Source organism: Aerococcus vaginalis, assembly GCF_053762225.1.
The window spans coordinates 219,384-240,640 of record NZ_JBSMYC010000002.1; the positions used below are offsets into that span (position 1 = coordinate 219,384).

General features: G+C 46.0%; 22 protein-coding genes. 17 read left to right on the forward strand and 5 right to left on the reverse strand.

Going from position 1 to position 21,257, the window contains the following annotated elements; translation table 11 throughout:
- The first annotated feature begins 51 nt into the window (after positions 1 to 51).
- The 5 genes from ACWOEX_RS03285 to ACWOEX_RS03305 all read left to right on the forward strand — a co-directional run bounded on the left by ACWOEX_RS03285 (position 52) and on the right by ACWOEX_RS03305 (position 2,183).
- Positions 52 to 426 carry a hypothetical protein gene (locus tag ACWOEX_RS03285; RefSeq protein WP_455297953.1) on the forward strand — a complete coding sequence of 125 codons (375 nt, stop codon included), beginning with the start codon at positions 52 to 54 and terminating at the stop codon, positions 424 to 426.
- A 117-nt stretch (positions 427 to 543) separates the two neighbouring features.
- Positions 544 to 666: a hypothetical protein gene (locus tag ACWOEX_RS03290; protein ID WP_455297954.1), complete on the forward strand. Its 123-nt coding sequence runs from the start codon at positions 544 to 546 to the stop codon at positions 664 to 666.
- A gap of 59 nt (positions 667 to 725) precedes the next feature.
- Complete coding sequence (locus ACWOEX_RS03295) at positions 726 to 995, forward strand: hypothetical protein (RefSeq protein ID WP_455297955.1); 270 nt, start codon at positions 726 to 728, stop codon at positions 993 to 995.
- A gap of 115 nt (positions 996 to 1,110) precedes the next feature.
- The gene (crcB, locus tag ACWOEX_RS03300; RefSeq protein WP_455297956.1) at positions 1,111 to 1,479 is read left to right on the forward strand and encodes a fluoride efflux transporter CrcB; all 369 of its coding nucleotides are present in this window, start codon (positions 1,111 to 1,113) and stop codon (positions 1,477 to 1,479) included.
- A 215-nt stretch (positions 1,480 to 1,694) separates the two neighbouring features.
- On the forward strand, positions 1,695 to 2,183 hold the full coding sequence (locus ACWOEX_RS03305; RefSeq protein ID WP_455297957.1) for a hypothetical protein: 489 nt from the start codon (positions 1,695 to 1,697) through the stop codon (positions 2,181 to 2,183).
- Between the two features lie 148 nt (positions 2,184 to 2,331).
- On the opposite strand, the gene ACWOEX_RS03310 is transcribed toward ACWOEX_RS03305, so the two are convergent.
- From ACWOEX_RS03310 to ACWOEX_RS03325, 4 genes are all read right to left on the reverse strand, one after another.
- Positions 2,332 to 3,345: an ornithine cyclodeaminase family protein gene (locus ACWOEX_RS03310; protein ID WP_455297958.1), complete on the reverse strand. Its 1,014-nt coding sequence runs from the start codon at positions 3,343 to 3,345 to the stop codon at positions 2,332 to 2,334.
- 169 nt (positions 3,346 to 3,514) lie between these two features.
- The gene (locus ACWOEX_RS03315; protein WP_455297959.1) at positions 3,515 to 4,489 is read right to left on the reverse strand and encodes a metal ABC transporter substrate-binding protein; all 975 of its coding nucleotides are present in this window, start codon (positions 4,487 to 4,489) and stop codon (positions 3,515 to 3,517) included.
- 15 nt (positions 4,490 to 4,504) lie between these two features.
- Positions 4,505 to 5,368, reverse strand: coding sequence for a metal ABC transporter permease (locus tag ACWOEX_RS03320; RefSeq protein ID WP_455297960.1), 864 nt, complete (start codon positions 5,366 to 5,368; stop codon positions 4,505 to 4,507).
- Between the two features lie 11 nt (positions 5,369 to 5,379).
- Complete coding sequence (locus tag ACWOEX_RS03325; RefSeq protein ID WP_455297961.1) at positions 5,380 to 6,126, reverse strand: metal ABC transporter ATP-binding protein; 747 nt, start codon at positions 6,124 to 6,126, stop codon at positions 5,380 to 5,382.
- Positions 6,127 to 6,327: 201 nt separating this feature from the next.
- On the opposite strand from ACWOEX_RS03325, the gene ACWOEX_RS03330 reads away from it, so the two are divergent.
- From ACWOEX_RS03330 to ACWOEX_RS03350, 5 genes are read left to right on the forward strand one after another with little or no spacing between them, the layout of a single operon-like run.
- Positions 6,328 to 6,861, forward strand: a complete 534-nt coding sequence (locus tag ACWOEX_RS03330; protein WP_455297962.1) for a ribonuclease domain-containing protein — start codon at positions 6,328 to 6,330, stop codon at positions 6,859 to 6,861.
- Positions 6,862 to 6,880: 19 nt separating this feature from the next.
- On the forward strand, positions 6,881 to 7,159 hold the full coding sequence (locus tag ACWOEX_RS03335) for a barstar family protein (RefSeq protein ID WP_455297963.1): 279 nt from the start codon (positions 6,881 to 6,883) through the stop codon (positions 7,157 to 7,159).
- 5 nt (positions 7,160 to 7,164) lie between these two features.
- Positions 7,165 to 7,977, forward strand: coding sequence for a hypothetical protein (locus ACWOEX_RS03340; RefSeq protein ID WP_455297964.1), 813 nt, complete (start codon positions 7,165 to 7,167; stop codon positions 7,975 to 7,977).
- A 9-nt stretch (positions 7,978 to 7,986) separates the two neighbouring features.
- Positions 7,987 to 9,267 (forward strand): hypothetical protein, encoded by a 1,281-nt coding sequence (locus tag ACWOEX_RS03345; protein WP_455297965.1) that lies wholly within the window; start codon positions 7,987 to 7,989, stop codon positions 9,265 to 9,267.
- A gap of 17 nt (positions 9,268 to 9,284) precedes the next feature.
- On the forward strand, positions 9,285 to 9,503 hold the full coding sequence (locus ACWOEX_RS03350; RefSeq protein WP_455297966.1) for a hypothetical protein: 219 nt from the start codon (positions 9,285 to 9,287) through the stop codon (positions 9,501 to 9,503).
- 57 nt (positions 9,504 to 9,560) lie between these two features.
- Here ACWOEX_RS03350 and uvrC read toward each other — a convergent pair whose 3' ends face one another.
- A complete protein-coding gene (uvrC, locus tag ACWOEX_RS03355) occupies positions 9,561 to 11,396 on the reverse strand; it encodes an excinuclease ABC subunit UvrC (protein WP_455297967.1) in 1,836 nt (611 codons plus the stop codon).
- A 158-nt stretch (positions 11,397 to 11,554) separates the two neighbouring features.
- Here uvrC and ACWOEX_RS03360 point away from each other — a divergent pair, with 158 nt between their 5' ends.
- The 7 genes from ACWOEX_RS03360 (at position 11,555) to ACWOEX_RS03390 (ending at position 21,231) form a co-directional block, all read left to right on the forward strand.
- Positions 11,555 to 12,562: a metallophosphoesterase gene (locus tag ACWOEX_RS03360; protein ID WP_455297969.1), complete on the forward strand. Its 1,008-nt coding sequence runs from the start codon at positions 11,555 to 11,557 to the stop codon at positions 12,560 to 12,562.
- Entirely contained in the window at positions 12,555 to 13,943 is a 1,389-nt protein-coding gene (glmU, locus tag ACWOEX_RS03365; protein WP_455297970.1) for a bifunctional UDP-N-acetylglucosamine diphosphorylase/glucosamine-1-phosphate N-acetyltransferase GlmU, read from the forward strand. The genes ACWOEX_RS03360 and glmU overlap by 8 nt, the downstream gene beginning before the upstream one ends.
- A gap of 104 nt (positions 13,944 to 14,047) precedes the next feature.
- On the forward strand, positions 14,048 to 15,040 hold the full coding sequence (locus ACWOEX_RS03370) for a ribose-phosphate diphosphokinase (RefSeq protein ID WP_455297971.1): 993 nt from the start codon (positions 14,048 to 14,050) through the stop codon (positions 15,038 to 15,040).
- A gap of 168 nt (positions 15,041 to 15,208) precedes the next feature.
- Positions 15,209 to 16,618 (forward strand): FAD-binding oxidoreductase, encoded by a 1,410-nt coding sequence (locus tag ACWOEX_RS03375; RefSeq protein WP_455297972.1) that lies wholly within the window; start codon positions 15,209 to 15,211, stop codon positions 16,616 to 16,618.
- A 207-nt stretch (positions 16,619 to 16,825) separates the two neighbouring features.
- The gene (pth, locus tag ACWOEX_RS03380; protein ID WP_455297973.1) at positions 16,826 to 17,386 is read left to right on the forward strand and encodes an aminoacyl-tRNA hydrolase; all 561 of its coding nucleotides are present in this window, start codon (positions 16,826 to 16,828) and stop codon (positions 17,384 to 17,386) included.
- Positions 17,387 to 17,407: 21 nt separating this feature from the next.
- Positions 17,408 to 20,947, forward strand: a complete 3,540-nt coding sequence (gene mfd / locus ACWOEX_RS03385; RefSeq protein WP_455297975.1) for a transcription-repair coupling factor — start codon at positions 17,408 to 17,410, stop codon at positions 20,945 to 20,947.
- The gene (locus ACWOEX_RS03390; protein WP_455297976.1) at positions 20,944 to 21,231 is read left to right on the forward strand and encodes an RNA-binding S4 domain-containing protein; all 288 of its coding nucleotides are present in this window, start codon (positions 20,944 to 20,946) and stop codon (positions 21,229 to 21,231) included. Before mfd ends, ACWOEX_RS03390 begins: the two co-directional genes overlap by 4 nt.
- Positions 21,232 to 21,257 lie beyond the last annotated feature (26 nt).

The following is a 21,257-nucleotide window of genomic DNA, read 5'->3' on the forward strand; positions in this document are numbered from 1 at the left end:
CAGCGTGCACTATTGTGGAAAACAGAGCTTCAAGCAGTATTACCATAGTCAGTGAAGATTGAAGCAAGTACTGTCGCACTAGAGGAGCTTTCCTATAATCTTGCGATGTTTTCTGTGCTATATCCAGAAACAAAAAATATTGTGATCGGTGATGATTCAGAATTTTTGGATGGGGTATTAGAAGATGCTTATAGAGTGATTAGTGGTCATACTCTATTCTCGGCTCATGATTGGTATCGTTTTAAAAGTGGCTTTGAATTTAATTATAATAATAAAGATGCCATTATTAGTATCTATGATAGAGTGATGTTGGGATTTATTGGTCAGGAACAGGAATTTGGTAGTATATCTCAAGCATTTTATTCTCACGTATTTGACGATAAAACCTTTAATCAAGTTTGGCGAGAAATGACTAACACGGAGTAGTGATGATATGAACTAGACACCATCCGCAAAACATTATTCTGGATTGTCGGTACGTTTTTCTTCATCGACAGTTTCATTCGCGCATTCATTATTCGCACATTCATTAATGAGGATTTCATGGCACCGCTGCGCGAGGTGATGGTCAACTTATCACTTCCAATTAAAATTGTGATTATGATCGTGGCAGTGCTGTTCGTTATTTGGACAGGTATTCCTGTTTTCAGAGATCTCAAAGATTAAATCAATGTATTCCATGGATTGTCGAAAGTTATGGGGCAGATGACTTAGAGAGCTTTCGTGTGAAAGGTAATTTGATCACAGTGACGTGCCTGGCGCTATCTGAAGAGGTGATATCCAATCCAGAGGTGAATGGTGAGATGATCTATGTCTGTGAGGCATTGGTGGAGCAGTCGCACCCAGTCAATAAGAAGGTTAATTTTTTCTCAGACGATACCGTTAAAAAATTATTTGCGGATGGCAAAGCAACGAAAGAACAGCTCATCCACTATATCGAAAATAAAGCACAGAACGCCGTTACAGCACCTATTAATTTTTCAGCACTCAAGTAGTAAGACCTAGCCACTCAATATTGTGTTGAGTGGTTTTTATGATGGGCAACTATTGACTTTCATGATGACTCTGACTGACAATGACGTTACATCATATACGAAAGAGGGAAACAGAATGATTGATATTATCGCAGTCGGTTTGGGAGGATTTATCGGTTCCGTTTTACGCTACCTCATCGGACAGATTCCGCTAAGTGAACCCATTCTATTCCCCATCAAAACGTTCATGATCAATATTATCGGCTCCGCACTCATCGGATTGATTGCGGTATTAATGATGAAAAATGTCCTGATCAATCAAACACTCGGACTCTTTCTCAAGGTCGGTATCTGTGGTGGTTTTACGACATTCTCGAGTTTCGCGCTCGAAACATCCGATCTCATGCAGAATGGCCATCCAGGCATGGCGCTCTTATATGTGTTGCTTAGTGTCTGCTTTGGTGTTTTAGTGATTTATGGTGTCGATTATGTCACATCAATATAAAATAGCATTCGTATATTAATATATTGTGACGACTTGTATATCCATGTGTTAAAAGTTATAAGCTGAAAACCGCTTTATAACAGTAATTTAATACAACGATAGGGTTGTAATTTTATTTTTCTTAATATAATGGAATTATAGAGATTTGCTTAGGAAAGCACGATGTCACGTTCTTTTCTAAGCAATGAGAATGTTTTAGTAACTGAAGTCACCGTATGTTTATCATTGGTGATTTTTGTGGAAAAGAATTGGTTGTTATGAAGAAATTGTTAGGTATGAGTGCTGTTGTTGCATTGATAAGTTTTATTGCTGCTCAAGCGCCAGTACACGCAGAAGAAGCAGAAGTTAAGACTGAATGGGCAGAAGAAATCGCACCAGAATTCGGCGAAAAAGCTGAAGTTGTTGAACAATGGATCGACCGTGAAGATGACGACGTGAAATACACTGAAGAATGGGTAGACCTCGACGCTCCAGAAGCTGAATTGGATGAAGAAGGTCACGTTGTTTCTCCAGAAAAAGAAGTAGCAGGCGCTGTTGTTGCTGATGACGAAAAAGCTGAAGCTCACGAAGCTGCTAAAGAAGCTGCTACACCAGCTGAAGGTGCAACTGCAACATTGCCACAAACAGGATTCGCAGCTGCAGGTTTGGGGTTAGGTTTGGTGATGACTAGTATCGGTGCTGCTTTCTCATTCAAGAAACACTAATTTCGCTGATAATCAATAAAAATCAAGTCATCTCATAAGTGAAAAGAGCATCCACAATCGGATGCTCTTTTTGTATTTCTCCATAGAAATCTGTGCACACAAAAAAGCTGTTCATTTTCGAACAGCTTTTTCTATATTAATAATTAGCTTAGAATTGGAAGTCGAATTCGCCACCGATACCTTGTTCAACGGCTTTGTCGTAAGCACGTTTCGCAACTGCGATATCGACCGCACCGGTACCGATAATCGGCACGAAGATACGTTTGTTTTCTTGATCTTCAATCGTGTATTTGCCGGCAGCGAGTTGACCGATCGTTGCGCTGAATTCATCTTCAGAGAATTCATCTGCCACTAATTTCATTGAACCGCGGTGCAAGGCTTGATCAGCGTGGTCCGTGATAATTTCGTCCGAACCTAAGATTAGGTCACGATCAGCCTCTTGTCCAGAACCTAAACAGATGATCGCTTGACCTTTATCGAACCATTCGCCTTTAACGATGGCATCTGGTGCACCTGTCGCGGTAACAGTGAATGGTTCGTTACTTGCGTCTTCCGGTTTATCCGCATCAACGACGTGAATTTCACCTTTGACGTAATCTTTCATTTTTTCAGCAAATTTTTCCGCATTTTCCTGGTTGTGGTTCCAGAGGTAGAGATCGGTAATATCGTAGAGGTCACTCGTCGTGATCAACGTCGTTTCCGCTTGGCGACCGCTACCGTAGAGTCCTAGAGAGATCTCCTTCTTGTCGCCTGCGAGTAGGCGAATTGCATTTGCTGCTTGGGAACCGGTACGAAGATCGGTAATTAAAGTGCCGTCCATGACCGCAATGAATTTACCGAGGCGCGGTTCGAGCAGGGCGATCAATGCAGTGATGTATGGTAACCCTGCTTCCTTACGTTCGCCTTTAATACCAGCAACCCATTTCAAACCTGCAATGTCTTCGTTACCTAGGTAGGCAGGCATGGCATTGACGAAGCCGTCGTAATTCGGCCAGTCCTCAGCTTGTCCGAGATCCAATGTGACTTTCGTTGGGTTTTTGACGCTATCTTCACCATAACCAACGAACGTGTCTAACACGGCATCATTGACATCTCTAATGCTCATGATCTTTTCGATGTCTTCGCGTTTCAAGAGCAATGTTTTGTAACTGTTATCAGCCATTTAAAATCCCCCTCATATAGTTGTTGTGTAAAATTAAACATTTCTCACAACTTCAATTATAAAGGTTTACATAAAAAAAAGCTAGTTCGACTTACTAGCTTTGTATACTTTTAATTGAAATTTGTATTTTTGATTAGTGAATATGCATTGCGAATGCTGCCAACATGCGCTATAGCGAAAGCCCTTCGTGAATCTTGGCGAGATCCCAGTGAATCATGCCGTAGTAGGTGTCTACGTCGAAGTCTTCCTTTTGTTTTTGAATATCGGGGTCTTTGTCTTCAAGACTACCGACTGAGTCCGTATAGACTTCCGAATAGATCGGACGATTGGTTTCCTTGCTGAGGCGTTCCATCGCACGCGGATTGACGGATGTTTCGACGAAAAGAGCGGGAACTTTTGAGGCGCGCACTTTGTCGATGATATTGCGCATCTGTTCCGGCGTTCCCTGTTCTTCGGTATTGATCTCCCAAACATACGTCGCTTCGAGTCCATACGCTTCAGAGAAATATTTAAAGGCACCTTCGCTTGTAACGAGGAGGCGTTTGTCCTGTGGAATGTCATTGAATGAATCTTTGTATTCCTGGTCGAGCGTATTGAGCTTTTCGATATAGTTCGAGGCATTTTCCTCATAGGCGGTCGCGTTGGCGCTGTCTTTCTCTTTCAGGACATCGCGAATGGTTTCGACATATTTGATACCGTTCTGGAGTGCGAGCCAAGCGTGTGGATCTTCCTTACCGTTTTGTTCGTCGGATTTTAGGTAGATCGGATCGACCGTCTTTGACACGGCGAAAACTTCTTCATCGATGTTTTTATTGGTGGTTTCGATTAATTTATCGAACCAGCCGTTGCCCGTTTCCAAGTTGAGTCCGTTATAGAAAACGACATCAGCTTCTTCGACAGCACGCGTATCGTCCGGTACGATCTCGTGTTCGTGGGGGTCGGTACCGACTGGGACGAGCGAGTGAATATTCACGTTATCGCCTGCGACGTTTTTGACCATGTCGGCGATGATGGTATTAGTAGCGACGACGTTGAGTTTACCGTTATCCGGCATTTTCGGTTCAACCTCACGCTTACCACAACCGGCTAAAATGAGTAGGGTCAAAACCAACAGCAAGCTGAGTTTTTTTAGCTTTTCTTTCATTGAACGCTCCTTTCTCTAATAGGCGTGCGTTTTGCGTTCCTGTAATTTGGTGAAGAGCAGTCCTTTCTTCGGCGAGAAGAGGAAACTCAACAAGAAGAAAATCGCGAGTGTCAAAACGATCGCAGCACCGGAAGCGAGATTGAAGGAATAGCTGAAGAACAGTCCAACAATCGAGGCGAGGGTGCTCGCAGCGATCGAGAGGTAGATCATGTGACTGAGTCGATTTGTCCAGAGGTAGGCAGTGGCGGCTGGTGTAATGAGCATCGCTACCACGAGAATGGTGCCGACAGAGGAGAGTGAAGCGACTGCAACGAGTGTCAACATGAGAATTAATGCGTAATCGAAGAAACGGACGTTGAGCCCGAAGGAACGCGCCACTGTTGGATCGAAACAGGTAATCTTGAGTTCTTTGTAGAAAAGCAACACGAAGATTAACACGCCGAGTCCGATAATGGCGGTAATCCATACGTCGGAATCACGAACGGCGAGGACGTTACCGAAGAGAATGTGGTAGAGGTTCGTCGCACTGTTTGCGAAACCGATGAGAATGACCCCGAGCGCAAAAAAGGCACTGAAGACAATTCCAATGGCGGCATCGTTTTTGATTTTACTGTGTTCTGAAATGAAATTAATCAGAGTGGCAGTCAGTAGTCCAAAGAACGTCGCGCCGATGATGTAATGGACATTGAAAATATATGCGAGCGCAACACCGGGAAGTACAGCGTGCGAGATGGCGTCACCGAGGAGAGAGAGTCCGTGTAGAATCACGAACGGTCCGATAATCCCGACGATGATACCGATAATGAGCGACGTAATGAGCGCGAGACGCAGAAATTGGTACTGCGCGAGCCCGTCGATAAAGGCATAGATGTAATCCACGCAAATTCCTCCTAATCTGATGTGGTATTGAATGACTGTGCGAGTCCGACGAATTCCTCGCCATATGCCTCAGCCATATGCTGTTTTGTAAATGTGGCGTCAACCGTTCCGAAAGTGATGAGCTTGTGATTGAGAATGATCAGATCATCGAAGTAGGCGGTGACTTTACTGAGATCGTGGTGGACGATAACGATCGTCTTACCTTGTGCTTTCAGTTCTTTTAGCAAGTCAACAATAATTTTTTCGCTGACAGCATCGATCCCGACGAACGGTTCATCGAGAAAAATCCAGTCGGCATCCTGTACGAGCACGCGCGCAATCAATACGCGTTGTAATTGCCCGCCGGAGAGTTGGTTGACCTGACGTTTGCTGTAATCGGCCATGTTAACGGCCTCTAAAGCGGCCATCGCACGCTTCTTTTCGGCTTTACCTGGACGTTTAATTAATCCGAGCTCGGGATAAGTGCCGAGTAAGACGGAACCGATCACATCGATCGGGAAGTCGAGAGCCATAGAGGCGCGCTGTTCGACGTAGCCGATTTTAGGGCGTACCGCTTTGATCGGTTGCGTATTAAATATGACCTCACCGCTGTGTGTGATGAGATCTAAGATACTTTTCATAAAGGTTGATTTTCCTGCCCCATTTGGTCCGATGATGCCTGTGATGCGGCCACTGTGAATATCGACCGAAACATCGTTCAGCGCCACTTTGCCTTTATAGGCGGTCGTCAAATGGGAGACGTGAATGCTCGTATTCATGGTGTTAAGTCCTTCCTAAGAAATTTATTTTAGGTCGACCTAAAATATTTTATTCTTAGTTTATCAACGCATTTTGGAATAATCAAGCGTTTTGAATCAAAAATTTAACCGTTTACGTGAAATTTTATTGTTTCGTCCGTCGCATACGGGCGGGGTTTGCTATAATGGAACAGAAACACATAAAGGAGGTAGATGGGAGTAATGAATCCAGAGCATAAACAACCGAATCGCTTGAAACAGCTCGGACGCGGTGCGATCGTTCTGATCATTGCGGTGCTCGTATTCTTCTTCGGGCAGGATGATTTATTTAATCCGAGTACACCGGGGGCTGAAGATAGTACAGAAATGGTCTCCGATGTCACAGAAGAGGAGCAACGACAGCTCGATCGCGCGTATGACAGCGTACAGGAAGACCAGCCGTACAGTGATGAATTTGAGGTAGCGGCTTACTTGCACAAATATGATGAATTACCGCCGAACTACATCACAAAGAACGAAGCAAAATCAGAAGGATGGGTGCCAGAAGAAGGCAATCTTTGGGATGTGACCGATCAGAAATCAATTGGTGGCGATCCTTTCGGTAACTTTGAAGGCAATTTACCGCCAGACGATTATCGTGAAGCGGACGTTAATTACAACGGTGGCGAACGTAATGCTGAACGTCTTGTGTATTCAAAGGACGGCGACATTTTCTACACGGAAAATCACTACCGCACGTTTACGCATTTTTATTAGAGGATAGGAGGCAAACGCGATGACAGCAACACAACAGGTCATCATTGACGGTAGACAAATTACGGATATCGAAGCCTTTCATCAGGTATTTCGTGAGACACTCGCACTCGGTGATACATATGGGGATAATCTCGATGCGTTATTTGACGTGCTAACGAGTCTCAGTCGACCGACTGTGATTGCTGTGCGTCATGAACGTCGACTACGCCGTCATCTCGGCGATCAGCAAGTGATGGTCATTCAGCGTTTGTTTCAGCAAGCAGCTGAACAGAACGATGCCTTAGAGATTGCGTGGTGAATAGCGTGGCAGAGCAGACATATTTAATTGTTCAATACCATAAAGCAGCACGTGGCGGCGGTGAGCAGCAATCCGTGATACGTGCGATGTCACAGTTGATTAATATTTTGTTCGCTAAAGGATTAGTCGAACCAGGAAAAGTGACCGCAGACAGCGCACAGATTCACTATGTGTTTGAACATAGTGCGCCAGCTTTTCTCGCGTATCGTCTCTTCCAACAATTAATGACGCCCTTCCATCTCGCAGCTGGGATCGGTATCTCTGAAGAAACGGCGCTCGAAGCGTTAGATAATGCGTTAGAAGCAGAGCAGCTGTTGGTACTGTTCAATAGTGAGGTTGTCGAAGATGCTTTGTTAAATACGGTATTGCGTACGTGGGGGCGTTTGAAGTTGTCGCAGACACTCACGCAGCAGGCGATGAGCTTTGCGTATGAAGTGCACACCCCCATTTATTTACCGTATGCCATGCAGCCAATCGCGTGGCCAAAACGCGATCTCAACAAAATTCAAGAGATGAAGCAACAATGTCTTGATGCCTGGCAGGAACAGACTGAATTACCGTTTTTTGATTTTGAACAGATGGCGAGTCCCAACTGGCAGGCAGTAGATGATACATGGGATCATAGTGAACTATACGTGCCGGATCTCATGGTAAAAGGTTACGCCTCAACATTATCGCGTATGATGGGGACGACACGTCAGAATATCGATTACCATCTGCGCCACGGCGATATCGGTTGGGAACGCACATTGACAGCAACGATTGTGTGGCAGCTGACGCGTGAAGAACAGGCGAGACGTGGAGAGATAGAAGAGTAGGAGGTAGGTATGCGCTATCGCAGTTCACAGGATGCGCGGACGATTTATCAGAAACATCGTCAACGCTTAAAGAAAAATAAGATTAACTTTTTGTTCGCTTTAATTTGCCAGATATTACTGATGGTGTTATTCATCAGTGTGCCACTCATTCTCTTGTGGTACTGGCAATTATTGCCGCCGCGTATTGCTTTGGTGCCATTACTACTCGACGCGACCACGCAGATCCCCGCCTATCTCAGCAACTGGTTCGGCCAATTTGCGTTATGGCAACTGTTGACATTGGGTGGGCTCCTGTTCATCATGATCGTGTTATTCGTTCATTTGCGGACGCTCGCGGGTTACGGCTACTGGCTCAAACTCATGACTTCCAAAAAGCGCACGCCCGTCGAAGCAATGGCGACGTTGAAGAAACGACCATTTCGTCATTTTCTCGTCGGTTTGAGCAAGAATGCTGTAGCAACGGTTCTATTTAGTGTTTGGCTCGCTATCACTGCCATCGTCGGTATCTACGCGTACGCTTGGGTCTTATCAATTTTGAATACTGGGATGAATGCGATCATGCGCATCGCCTTCTTATCCGGTGCGGGTATTCTTTTCTTCGGGAGCACGCTCCTTATCGCTTGGCCGTTCCTCTGGCTATATTTCGGCCTCAAATGGGTTACGCTGCCGTTGAGCGATGCGCCAGAGATGCCGGTGCATCATGCGTATGGTATCAGTTGGCGCTTAATGAAGGATAATCGCTGGTTATTGATCAAATTGAAATTACGCAGTTATTTACCGGTATTAATGACCACACTCGTGCTTGGTCTCATACTTCGTGTGATCGATACGACGAAGGTGCCGTACGTAATGGTCGTATTTGGGAGCGTTGGTTTACTCATGGGGCTTTGGCTATGGCTATCCTGGGGGCACAGTCAGTTAGTGGAAGTACTCCTGTATCGTGAACAGACGGAGCAGTACGCGCGTCGCTTGAATGATACGTATCCCGCCTTTAATGCACAACCGAAGCCGGGCATGGCACAACGCTATCACACGGAAAAACACCCGACGTTTACACCGAAAGCTGTACGCGTAAGCTCACCGGAAGAGGCTGAGACAACAGCAGGTGGACACGTGCCGAGCTATCAGCCGAGACATCGGTATCAGTTGACAGATGCTGAAAAGCTCACAAAAGCCGAGCAGGAACGCATTCCAGATCCGGGATACCGCATTAGCTCAGCAGAAATGAAGAAACCGATCTCAGCAGGTGACATTTTCGATGGAAAAGGGTACAATAGTGAAGAGCACTAGAGAAAGGAGTGTTGATCATGGCAGACGAAAAGAAACCGTATCATCCATATGGGTATAACACCCCAGAGAAGACAGACTTCAGTGAAACGGATGAAATCGAAGAAGTGATCGTCAGTGCGGATGACGCACAGAAAGGCGACTACAAAGATGCGCGTGTGAAACCTGAAGACTTTGACAAGGCGAAGGAACAGATCGAACGCGGCAAGGAAATCGAAAAAGAAGACGCTGAAGACTAAGCCGTTTTCAGCATAACGAAAAGGGATCCCTCATCATTGAGGAATCCCTTTTTTTGTTTAGTTCGTTTCAATGGTTTCATCTGTCGTTTCTTTAGCGTACGGATTATCTTTTTGTCCTTCCCAAGCGGTTTGGTGAATGGCAAGTGCGGTTTTCTCAGGAATACCGAGCGCTCGGATGTCATCGACGCTCGCTTCGCGCATATTTTTGATGGTTTTGAAGTGACGCATCACTTTGGTTCGTGTCTTCTCACCAACGCCTTTAATGTGGTCGAGCCGTGACACAAAGGAATTTTTACTGCGTACTTGGCGATGGAACGTGTTCGCCCAGCGATCGACTTCAATCTGGATACGCTGAACGAGATGGAACGCCTGACTCTCTGGTGAGAGGGGTACGCGTTTCAGTGGCTCACCGGCGACGAGATAGCTCGTGCGGTGCTTGTCGTCCTTAACCATGCCGATGACAGGAAGCCAATCGATACCGAGCTGGTTTTCCAGGACGTCTCGTGCCGCATTGACTTCGATCGCACCACCATCCATGAAGATCGCATCTGGGAACGGCGCATCTTCTCGAAGCAGCCGCGAGTAACGACGATAAATGACTTCGCGCGTCGTTTCTGCTTCGTTCGCTCCTTTAACCGTTTTGATTTTGTATTTGCGGTACTGTTTTTTATTCGGTTTCCCATCCTCGTAAACCACCATTCCGGATACCGGATTGGTTCCCTGAATATTCGAGTGGTCGAAACTTTCGATCACATGTAGACTTGGTAGTTCGAGCGCTTCTGCAAGTTCCTGTGCAGCGCCGCGTGTTTTCTTTTCGTTCATACGCAACAATTTGAATTTCTGATCGTGGGCAATCTGTGCGTTGTCCGTCGCCATATCGAGCATTTTCTTCTTATCACCGCGCTGCGGCGTTTTGACGCTGATGCCTAAGGTTTCACTCAGTACTTCCGTATCGACACCCTCCGGCACGAGGATTTCTTTAGGTAGCGTATGGTTCTGCTCCTGATAGTACTGCATGATGAACGAAGTGAGTTCATCGATAGGGTCACCGTAGCAGGCGAACAAACTGGAATCGCGCTTGATGACAGTGAACTGACGCAGCATGAATACCTGAATACTGATCCATTCGCGATCCATATAGAAGGCGAAAACATCGCGGTTATTGTACTGCTTACTCATGATACTCTGCGGTTCAACCGTCTGTTCGATATATTTGATCTGGTCGCGGTACTGAGCGGCGCGTTCATACGCCATCTCTTCTGAGGCGCGCTGCATTTTATCGTGGAGATCCGCTTTGATCGTTTTCACATCACCGTTTAAGAAGCGGGTGATATTTTGGATCTGTGCCTCGTATTCTGCTTCAGAGATGGGATGGTCACAGCAGCCGATACATTGACCGAGATGATAGTAGAAGCAGGCACGCTTTTCATTTTTACTGCATTTGCGCAGTGGATAGGTTTTTTGTAGGAGATCGCGTGTCATCGATGCCGCATATACATCGGGATAGGGACCGAAATATTTTCCGCCATCGTTTTTGATTTCAGACGTGATGACGAGCTGCGGGTCACGTTCTTTGGTGATTTTGAGGTACGGATACATCGTGCCGTACTTCAATTGAATATTGTAGTGCGGCTTGTACTTACGGATGAGATTGATCTCTAAGAGTAAACACTCTTTATTCGAATTCGTCACTATAAATTCGAAATCAGCAATTTCAGCGACTAACTGAGCCGTTTTCCCCGTATGCGAACTCTTGAAGTAGGAACGCACGCGGTTCTTGAGGTTTTTGGCCTTTCCGATATAAATAATGCGATCATGGTCGTCCTTCATGATGTAACAGCCGGGACGATTGGGTAAGATCTTAAGCTTGTTTTCGATGAGTTGATTGGCCAAAATGAGCGTCTCCTTCCTATTTAAACGTTCTGGTATCCATTCATTGTAGCAAGAATTAAAACAGAACGCACGTTTGCCTCATTCAATTGAACGGATCGAGTGAGAGACAGAAAGAATTATGATAGAATGACAGTGATTAACCATTTAGGAGGGACAACATGGGAAACACAACTCCAATTGTAAAACGTCTACTCAAACTTGCTGGAGCAACAGCAGTGGTGGGCGGTTATTACTACTACCAAAACCATACTTTAGGAACAACGAACTACTGGGTTGAAAGTCCAAGCTTTGATAACGGATTAGAAGGGCTCAAGGTCGTACAACTGTCCGATTTGAACCTACCGCATCAACGCGTCTCATTAGATAAAATCATTGAAGGAACAACCAATGAAGCGCCAGATATTATCGCATTGACGGGTAACATGATCGCAAAAGATGACACTTATGATGAAGAAGTGTTGGAAGCGTTTGTGAAGCGATTAGTTGCAATCGCACCGACTTTTGCAGTGTACGGTAGTAACGAAATTAAGAGTCCATTCGCACGCCGCGGTGAACAGATTATGAGCGATGCGGGCGTTCATTTCTTGAATGATGCAGCGGAAACGTTTGATTTCCATGGGACGCCATTAACTGTGATGGGGATTTACGAAAAACGCGACCGTCGTTTGATCAAGAATCGTCCGTTACGTTTCATCAATTTGACAGAAGAACAGAAACATCAACCGAAACTCTTGTTGGCGCATCGTCCAGAAGCGTTTCTTCACTACCACGATGTACCATCACTCTCACCAGACGTTGTTTTAACGGGACATGCTTTCGGTGGTTACGTGCGCTTGCCATACTTCGGCGCATTGTACGCAGATGGTCAAGGCTACCAGCCTGCTTACACGTCAGGTGTTTATGCCTTACCTGAAGATGTGACGAAGACAATGGTGATTTCACGCGGGATCGGTCAGCCGAACGGTGGGATTCGCATCAATAACCGTCCGGAACTCGTTACCGTTCAATTCACGGGTTCCATGAGCGAAAAGGTAGATACATTAGAAGCAGCGGTAGATAGCCAAACGCGCGCAGCGGGTGGATATACCTTCGAACATTTCGAAGAAAACTATCACCGCTTCCGTGCTGAACGTCAAGCAGCACATGAGGAGGAAACGAATGAGTAAACGTTATGCAGTAATTCTCGCCGCTGGGAAAGGGACACGCATGAAGTCTAACCAATATAAGGTCCTTCATGAAGTCGCACATTTACCAATGCTCGAACGCGTCATTCGTGCTGTGAAAGCTGCGAATTTTGACGAAATTTATACGGTAATCAGTCCAGAAGCGGATAGTGTCCGTGAAGTCGCCGAAAAGGATACGAATGTTGCTGTTCAGGCGGAACAATTAGGGACAGGACATGCGGTACGTCAAGTTGAAGATCAGCTCAAGGATAAAGACGGTACGACAATCGTGTTGTACGGTGATGGCCCAATGATTACCGCTGATACACTCAATGAATTGTTGAGTTACCACGAAGAAGCTGGTAAGAAAGCGACAGTTATGACGGGGATTACTGTCGATCCAACCGGTTACGGCCGTATCATTCGAAATGCTGATGGTCATCTCGAACGCATTGTCGAAGAAAAAGACGCGACAGCCGATGAAAAGGTTATCGACGAAGTGAACACGGGGATTTACGCTTTTGACAATCGTTCGCTGTTTGAGTCTTTAACGAAAGTTACCGCCGATAACCAGCAGGGCGAATACTACTTGCCAGATGTTGTCACGATTTTAAAAGACGCTGGGGAACCTTCTGCTGCTTATGTGATGGCTGATTTCCGAGAAGCGATGGGTGTCAACACGCAGAGCGATTTAGCACGTGCGAACCGACTCGTTTACCGTCGTAAAGCTGAACAGTTGATGGCAACGGGTGTGACGGTTCTGGATCCGGATCATGTGTGGATCGACGATGATGTGACAGTCGGCGCAGGCACGACGATTGAACCGAATGTACACTTAATTGGTAATACGACAATCGGTGCGAACTGCCAGATTACGAGTGGTTCGCGTTTGACCGATGCGACGATTGCGGATGATGTAGTGATTAAGAATTCAACAATCGAATCATCAACGGTCGGACGCAACAGCGATGTCGGACCGATGGCGCACTTGCGTCCAAACAGCGAAATCCATGAGCATGTTCACATCGGAAACTTTGTCGAAGTCAAGAACAGTGTGATCGACGATAAAACCAAAGTCGGCCACCTCACGTATATTGGGGATGCCGATCTCGGCAAGGGCATTAATGTCAGCTGTGGTGTGATCTTCTCCAATTATGATGGTACACGCAAGCATCGCAGTACGATCGGTGATCACAGCTTCATTGGGGCTAATGTGACTTTGATTTCACCGGTTAATGTTGCGGATCACAGCTTCCTCGCTGCCGGCTCAACGATCACTGACGACGTTGCGGCTCGCGATATGGCCATCGCACGCGCACGCCAGGTAAATAAGGAAGATTACTGGCATAAACTCGCCGTTTCCGAAAATCCGGAAAATGAATAGAATTGGTCGCGAATTAACATATAAAATATGGTAGAATAGCAAGAAGTGAACAAAGTATATACAAACGCAGTAATGACAGTATAGGCTGACAGGAGGATTACAGCATGACTGCACACAATTTTAAGATTTTTTCCTTGAATGGAAACAAGGGATTAGCACAGCGTATTGCAGATTGTACCGGGGTTCCTTTAGGTAAGATCAAAGTTTCCCACTTTAGTGATGGTGAAATCAGCATTAACATTGAAGAATCCATTCGTGGGGATAATATCTTCATCATTCAACCAACGTCTGCGCCAGTCAATGACAACTTGATGGAATTGTTGATCATGATCGACGCATGTCGCCGTGCCAGTGCCAACCAAATTAACGTCGTATTACCATACTTCGGTTATGCACGTCAGGATCGTAAAGCGCAGCCACGTGAACCAATCTCTTCTAAATTGGTTGCACGTATGATTGAAAATGCGGGTGCCACTCGTGTTCTTACTTTGGACTTGCACGCAGCACAGATTCAGGGCTTCTTTGAAATTCCAGTTGACCACTTATTAGGTTCACCATTGTTGGCTCGTTACTACGACCAGAACCCAGACTACCGCGATGCAGATATCGTTGTCGTATCACCTGACCACGGTGGGGTAGGTCGTGCACGTAAAATGGCTGAATTCTTGCATGCACCAATCGCCATCATTGACAAACGTCGTCCGAAAGCTAATGTGGCAGAAGTGATGAACATCATCGGTGATGTTGAAGGGAAACACGCCATCTTGATCGATGACATGATCGATACAGCAGGTACTATCTGTGCGGCTGCTGATATGATTATCAAGAAGGGCGCGAAATCTGTTTCCGCATGCTGTACGCACGCTGTATTGTCTGGTCCAGCAATCGAACGTTTAGAAAGCTCTAAATTGAACGAAGTCGTTGTGACCGACTCTATTGCGCTACCAGAAGAAAAACACATCGAAAAGATCAAAGTCCTCTCTGTAGCCCGCTTGATCTCCGATGCGATCTTACGTATCCAAGAAAACCGTTCTGTCAGTCCATTGTTCCGTGAAAAATACGAAGGACAAGTTGAATTGGACGCTGACTTCGATTAATAGTATTGAAGCACTCTCGATAACTCGGGAGTGCTTTTCTATTTGCGATTAATAAGAGAAATCAAATGGACCTTGTAAAAAAGTAAGTAAAAACATTGCTCTTTATTGACCATGAGCATACAATAAATGCATACAGAAATGACATGATACAGAAAGGATATTTTAATTATGGGAATGTTTCCTGCTTATACGGATGAAAATGTGATTGCTGAGTTACGCGACGTGGTCAAAGATGGCGACGTCTACGACGATGACGATACGCTATCTGCAAAATCAACGAGTGATAAACAAAGCGACCCAGAAACAAATGGTAAAGCGTTAGCCTACATCGAAGCGAAAACCGTTGAAGATGTACAAGGTGCCCTCGCTATCGCACGTAAATACCATTTGCCAGTCATTCCTCAGAGTGGTTTAACTGGTCTGGTTGCTGGATCTGAAGCGTATGATCATTCATTATTGCTTTCAACCGATAAGATGAATCGTATTCTTGAGATCAATGCGGATGATGGTCTCGCTGTCGTTGAACCAGGTGTTGTTAACAGTGACTTGGATGGAGCGGCACGCAAAGAAGGTTTATTCTACGCGCCAGACCCAGGATCTAAGACAATCTCCCGAATCGGTGGTAATGTCTCCACGAATGCTGGTGGGATGAGCGGTGTTAAATACGGTGCAACCCGCGATAACGTCTTGGGTGTTCAAGTTGTTCTGGCTGACGGCCGCGTGTTGAACCTCGGTGGCCGCACTTACAAACAAGCATACGGCTACGATTTGACGCATCTCTTTGTTGGTTCTGAAGGAACGCTCGGTATTATTACGCAAGTCACTGTAAAATTAATGCCAATTCCAGTCGGTGATTCAATCACTGGTTTAGCATTCTTCGATAAAATGACTGACTTGGCAAATGCCGTTCACGATATCCGTATGTCAGGAATCTACCCAACACGTTTGGAAGCCGAAGACAAGAAAACCGTTATCGCTACCGATAAGCTGTTAGGTACTGACTACAGTGGTGAAAATGGTGGGGCAATGTTGATGTTTGAGATCGACGTTTTGACGGATCAAACAGAGGAAATCTTGAACAAAGTCTTAGATGACAACAACGCCTACAACGTTCGCCTCGCCACTGATGAAAATGAGCAGAAAGAATTCTCCAACTACCGTGACCAAATGTTCCCAGCTATCTCCGAAGCTAACGATGATGACGGTATGATTACTGAAGATATGGCGGTGCCATTGTCTAAACTCGCTGAAATGGTTGACTTCATCGGCGAATTGGATGATGAAATTGAAGCGGAAATCTTCGTCGCAGGACACGCTGGAGACGGTAACGTTCACCCAATCTTGACATATCCGAACGCGTCCGAAGGTATTCCAGATCATGTCACTGATGCCATTACACGTATGTTCCGCAAAGCCTTGGAATTGGGCGGAACGATTTCCGGTGAACACGCGGTCGGCCTCTTGAAGAACGACTTCAACCATGAAGAACTCGGTGAAGACGTTGACATGCTTCAACACCAAATCAAAGCGTTGTTGGATCCAATGAACCTTTTGAATCCAAAACGTAAGATCGACTAACCGATCAATAGATTTATACTTTATCTATATATGTAAAAGCTTAGAGAGAAGTCTGCATGCAGGCTTCTCTTTTTTATGGTGTGAGTGGCTAGCTTGCAGGAGAATAGGGGATTCGCTAGAATAACAGTTAATCGCACACGAACAACTGTACGTCTTTTTGGTGTACAGCCTTTTTCAGTTGGTATCGTGTAGAAAGTGGAGGAATCAATGAAATTAGTAGTGGGTCTGGGGAATCCAGGTAAGAAATATGAAGGTACACGTCACAATATGGGATTCATTGTGGCGGATGAATGGGCGGTACAACATCACGAAACGTTCGATCGTACGGCGATGCAGGGCGATTACTTCGAAACGCGTGTCAACAATGAAAAAGTCTTATTCGTTAAACCAACGACATTTATGAATTTGTCTGGTGATTGTGTTTACGGATTTATGCACTACTACAAGTTAGCGCTGGAAGACCTACTCGTTATTTACGATGATATGGATATGGACATCGGCCGCCTTCGTTTGCGTCAAAAAGGTAGCGCGGGTGGTCACAATGGGATGAAGGACATCATTAAAAAAGTTGGTAGTTCTGAGATTCAGCGTATGAAATTAGGTATTGGACATCCAACTGATACGACGGTGGTGAATCATGTGCTGACGCGTTTCCCTAAGAAAGACCACGATACCATGCTGCAAACGGTCAATCATGCGGTGGATGCGATCGATGCTTGGCTTAACGGCGAAACATTCCAGAACGTGATGAATCAATTTAACGATTAGTCAACAACGAAAGAAGGCAATATGCAGTTAGCGGATTTTTTTGAACGAATGAGCAGTTGGTCGACCGTTAAAGCAACGCTGACGACCAAACAGACTAGTCTCTGGCTTGGCTTAGAGGCAGCATCGAAGAGTTATACCGTAGCGGCACTTAAACAGGCAGCCGCTGAACAAAAAGTAATGATCCTAACTGCCAACCTCTCCAAAGCTAATGACTATGTGACGGAGTTGGAGACTTTTTTACCGGATGAAACCATCAAACTTTTCCAAGCACCAGAAACGGTAGCGGAGGATATGGCGGTTGCTAGTCCGGAAGCTTTAGCGGAACGATTGGATACGATGGCGTGGTTGCTCAATGATGAAGCGCACGGCGTAGTGATTGTTCCGCTTTTTGGCGCGCGCTTACCACTACTTCCTGTGAAAGCGTGGCAAGAGGCCACATTGACGCTCGAATTAGCGCAGGAATGGGCACCGGATGAACTCGCTGAAAAGCTTGTAGGACTCGGTTATGAACGCGTCGATATGGTGCTGAAACCAGGAGAAATGAGCGTGCGTGGCGATATCATCGATGTTTATCCACTCAATCAGGAATGGCCGGTGCGCTTATCTTTAGCATTCGATGAGGTCGAACGCATCAGCGCATATGATCCGTCGACACAGAAGAGTACCACACCACTCGATACCTTATCGCTGATACCAGCTGATGATTTTATCGTGACACCTGAGCAACGCCAAGCACAGGCGACAACGCTCAAAAAAGCGTTGAGTGGTTATGCTGAGAAGATTAAGGACGAAGAGCTCAAGCAAACACTTGAACAGCAGATTGCTGAAGTGCAGGCACTCTGGCAAAACGGGGAAGCCGAACCGAATCCACGGCGGACGCGCGCGTTATTTGCGAAAGAAATGACCACTATCCTGGACTATCTCGGATCAGATAATGTGCTAGTGATCGATGATTATCCACGACTCCTCGAAGAAGAAAAACAACTCAACGATAGTGTGGATGCTTATCGCTTTTCATTGATTGAGCAGGAACAACTGCCATTACCGGAAGCGCCCTACGCCAATCTCGCATCTCTTTTGAAGCGTGATTACGGACGTCGCCTCTACTTTGCGAAATGGCAACGTGGCTATAATCATATTTCGTTTGACCAAGTCGTGCAGTTCCAGACGCGCAATATTACGCCGTTTTATGATCAGAGTGAGGCATTAAAGGTTGAACTAACCGCTTGGCAGCGCGTTGGGCGAGAGATTGTTATCGTGCTGTCGGATGAAGAACAGCGCAAACGTACGAAGCAGATGCTCGAAGATATCGAGATGCCAGCAGTTGAGAGTTCGCTAACAGAAATTATCCCGGGACAGATCAATTTGGCGCTCGGAAACCTCGCAAATGGGGTGGAGTTCGTTGATCAGAATCTGGTATTGATTGCTGAAAAAGAAATCTTCCACCATGCCAAAACACGCAGACGCCGCAAGCAACTGAATATCTCGAATGCCGAGCGCATGATGAGCTATCAAGAGCTTAAACCGGGCGATTATGTCGTACATGTCAACCACGGGATTGGGAAGTTTCTCGGTGTGGAGACCTTGACGGTTAACGGTGTCCATAAAGATTATCTGACGATTGTATTTGCCGATGATGCGTCGATTCATGTGCCGACCGATCAATTGGATCTCGTGATGAAGTACGTGTCGGCAGACGGCAAATCGCCATCCTTGAATCGTATGGGCGGCACCAGCTGGGCGAAAACGAAGCAGCGCGTCCAGAGTAAGATTGAAGATATTGCCGACGATTTAATTGAACTCTATGCCTCACGTGAAGCTCGCGAAGGTTATGCGTATAGCGAAGATACGCCCGAACAGCGCGATTTTGAGCGTGAATTTCCGTATGCGGAAACGCCGGATCAATTGCAGAGTATCGATGAAATCAAAAAAGATATGGAAGGTAAGAAACCGATGGACCGCTTGTTAGTCGGCGATGTCGGCTTCGGTAAGACGGAAGTTGCTATGCGTGCAGCTTTCAAAGCGTTAATGGACGGCAAACAAGTCGCCTTTCTCGTGCCGACCACGATTTTAGCTGAACAACATTACGAAACGTTCCAGAAACGTTTCTATGACTATCCATTTGAAATTGCGCTACTGAATCGCTTTAGAACGTCGGCAGAACAGAAACAGACGATTCAAGGGCTTAAGGACGGTAGTGTTCAGTTAGTGATTGGAACACATCGTCTGCTTTCCAAAGACATTCAATTCCTCGATTTAGGACTCGTCGTGGTCGACGAAGAACAGCGCTTCGGTGTGCAGGCGAAGGAGCGACTGAAAACCTTAAAACAGACGGTCGATGTCTTGACGCTAACAGCGACACCGATTCCTCGTACTTTGAATATGTCAATGACAGGTATTCGTGACCTGAGTGTTATCGAAACGCCACCAGCGAATCGTTACCCCGTGCAGACCTATGTGATTGAACAGAACGAAGCTGCTGTCCGTGATGCGATCCAGCGTGAAATGGCACGTGATGGGCAGGTGTTCTACCTGTTCAATAATGTGGCTCGGATTGAGGAGAAAGCACATGTGATCGAAACCCTAGTGCCGAACAGTCGCGTCGGTATTGCGCACGGCCAGATGACGGCGGTTCAGTTAGAAAATATTATGCGCGCCTTTCTCGAAGGTGAATACGATGTGCTCGTCACCACAACGATTATTGAGACGGGTGTCGATATGCCGAATGTGAACACCTTGATTGTGGAAGATGCAAACCGTATGGGGCTATCGACACTCTATCAGTTACGCGGACGTGTTGGACGAAGTAGTCGCGTTGCCTATGCGTACTTCATGTTTAGAGCAGACAAAGCATTGAACGAGAGTGGCGAAAAACGGTTGACGGCACTTAGAGACTTTACCGCACTCGGTAGTGGGTTCAAGATTGCCATGCGCGATCTATCGATTCGTGGTGCCGGGAACTTGCTCGGGGCTGAACAGCACGGTTTCGTAAACTCGGTCGGTTATGATCTCTACATGCAGATGCTGAAGGAAGCAGTAGCCAAAAAACAAGGTAAAACCGTCGAAAAACCGAAAGAACCGACTGAAATCAATCTCGGTATCGATGCCTACTTACCGACAAGCTACATTCCAGATGAAAATCAGAAAGTCGAAATATACAATCGCATCGTGAAATTACAAACCGATGATGAACGTTGGGCTTTGGATGATGAATTACTCGATCGTTTCGGTGAACCACCGCAGGAAGCACAGTGGCTCTTGGCGATTGGATTAATGCGTAATATCGCCACACAGTGTCAAATTAAATCGATTCAGAAAGTGCGGCAGCAAATTGAGTTGAAAACATGGTCGACCGATCAGCCGGAACAGCTCACCACTGCCGTATTTGAAGCGATTGGTGATCTGCCATTCAGACTCCAGATGCGCTCAGAGGGTAAGCGCCTCGTTATCGCGCTCAACACGGGCGACATGTCGACGGACCGCTGGCTCGATGCACTGTTAAACTTTTTAATGGCTATGTCAGACGCACTCGACAAGACAGATAAAGGAGATAAGTCATGAGATTAGATAAATTTTTGAAAGTATCACGTATCATCAAACGCCGCCAAGTCGCAAAAGAAGTTGCCGATCAAGGACGTATTAAGATCAATGGTCGTGTCGCAAAATCGAGCAGTGCAGTCGCTGTTGGGGATCAATTAGAGATTCGCTTCGGACGCTCACTCGCAACGTTTGAAGTATTGGAACTCAGCGAATCGACGAAGAAACAGGATGCAGATAAAATGTTCCGTTTGATCGATGAACAGCCGATTGAATCTGAAAAACAGGAACCAGAATTTTACGACTAACATTGTGTGTCGGATGTGTATGCTCT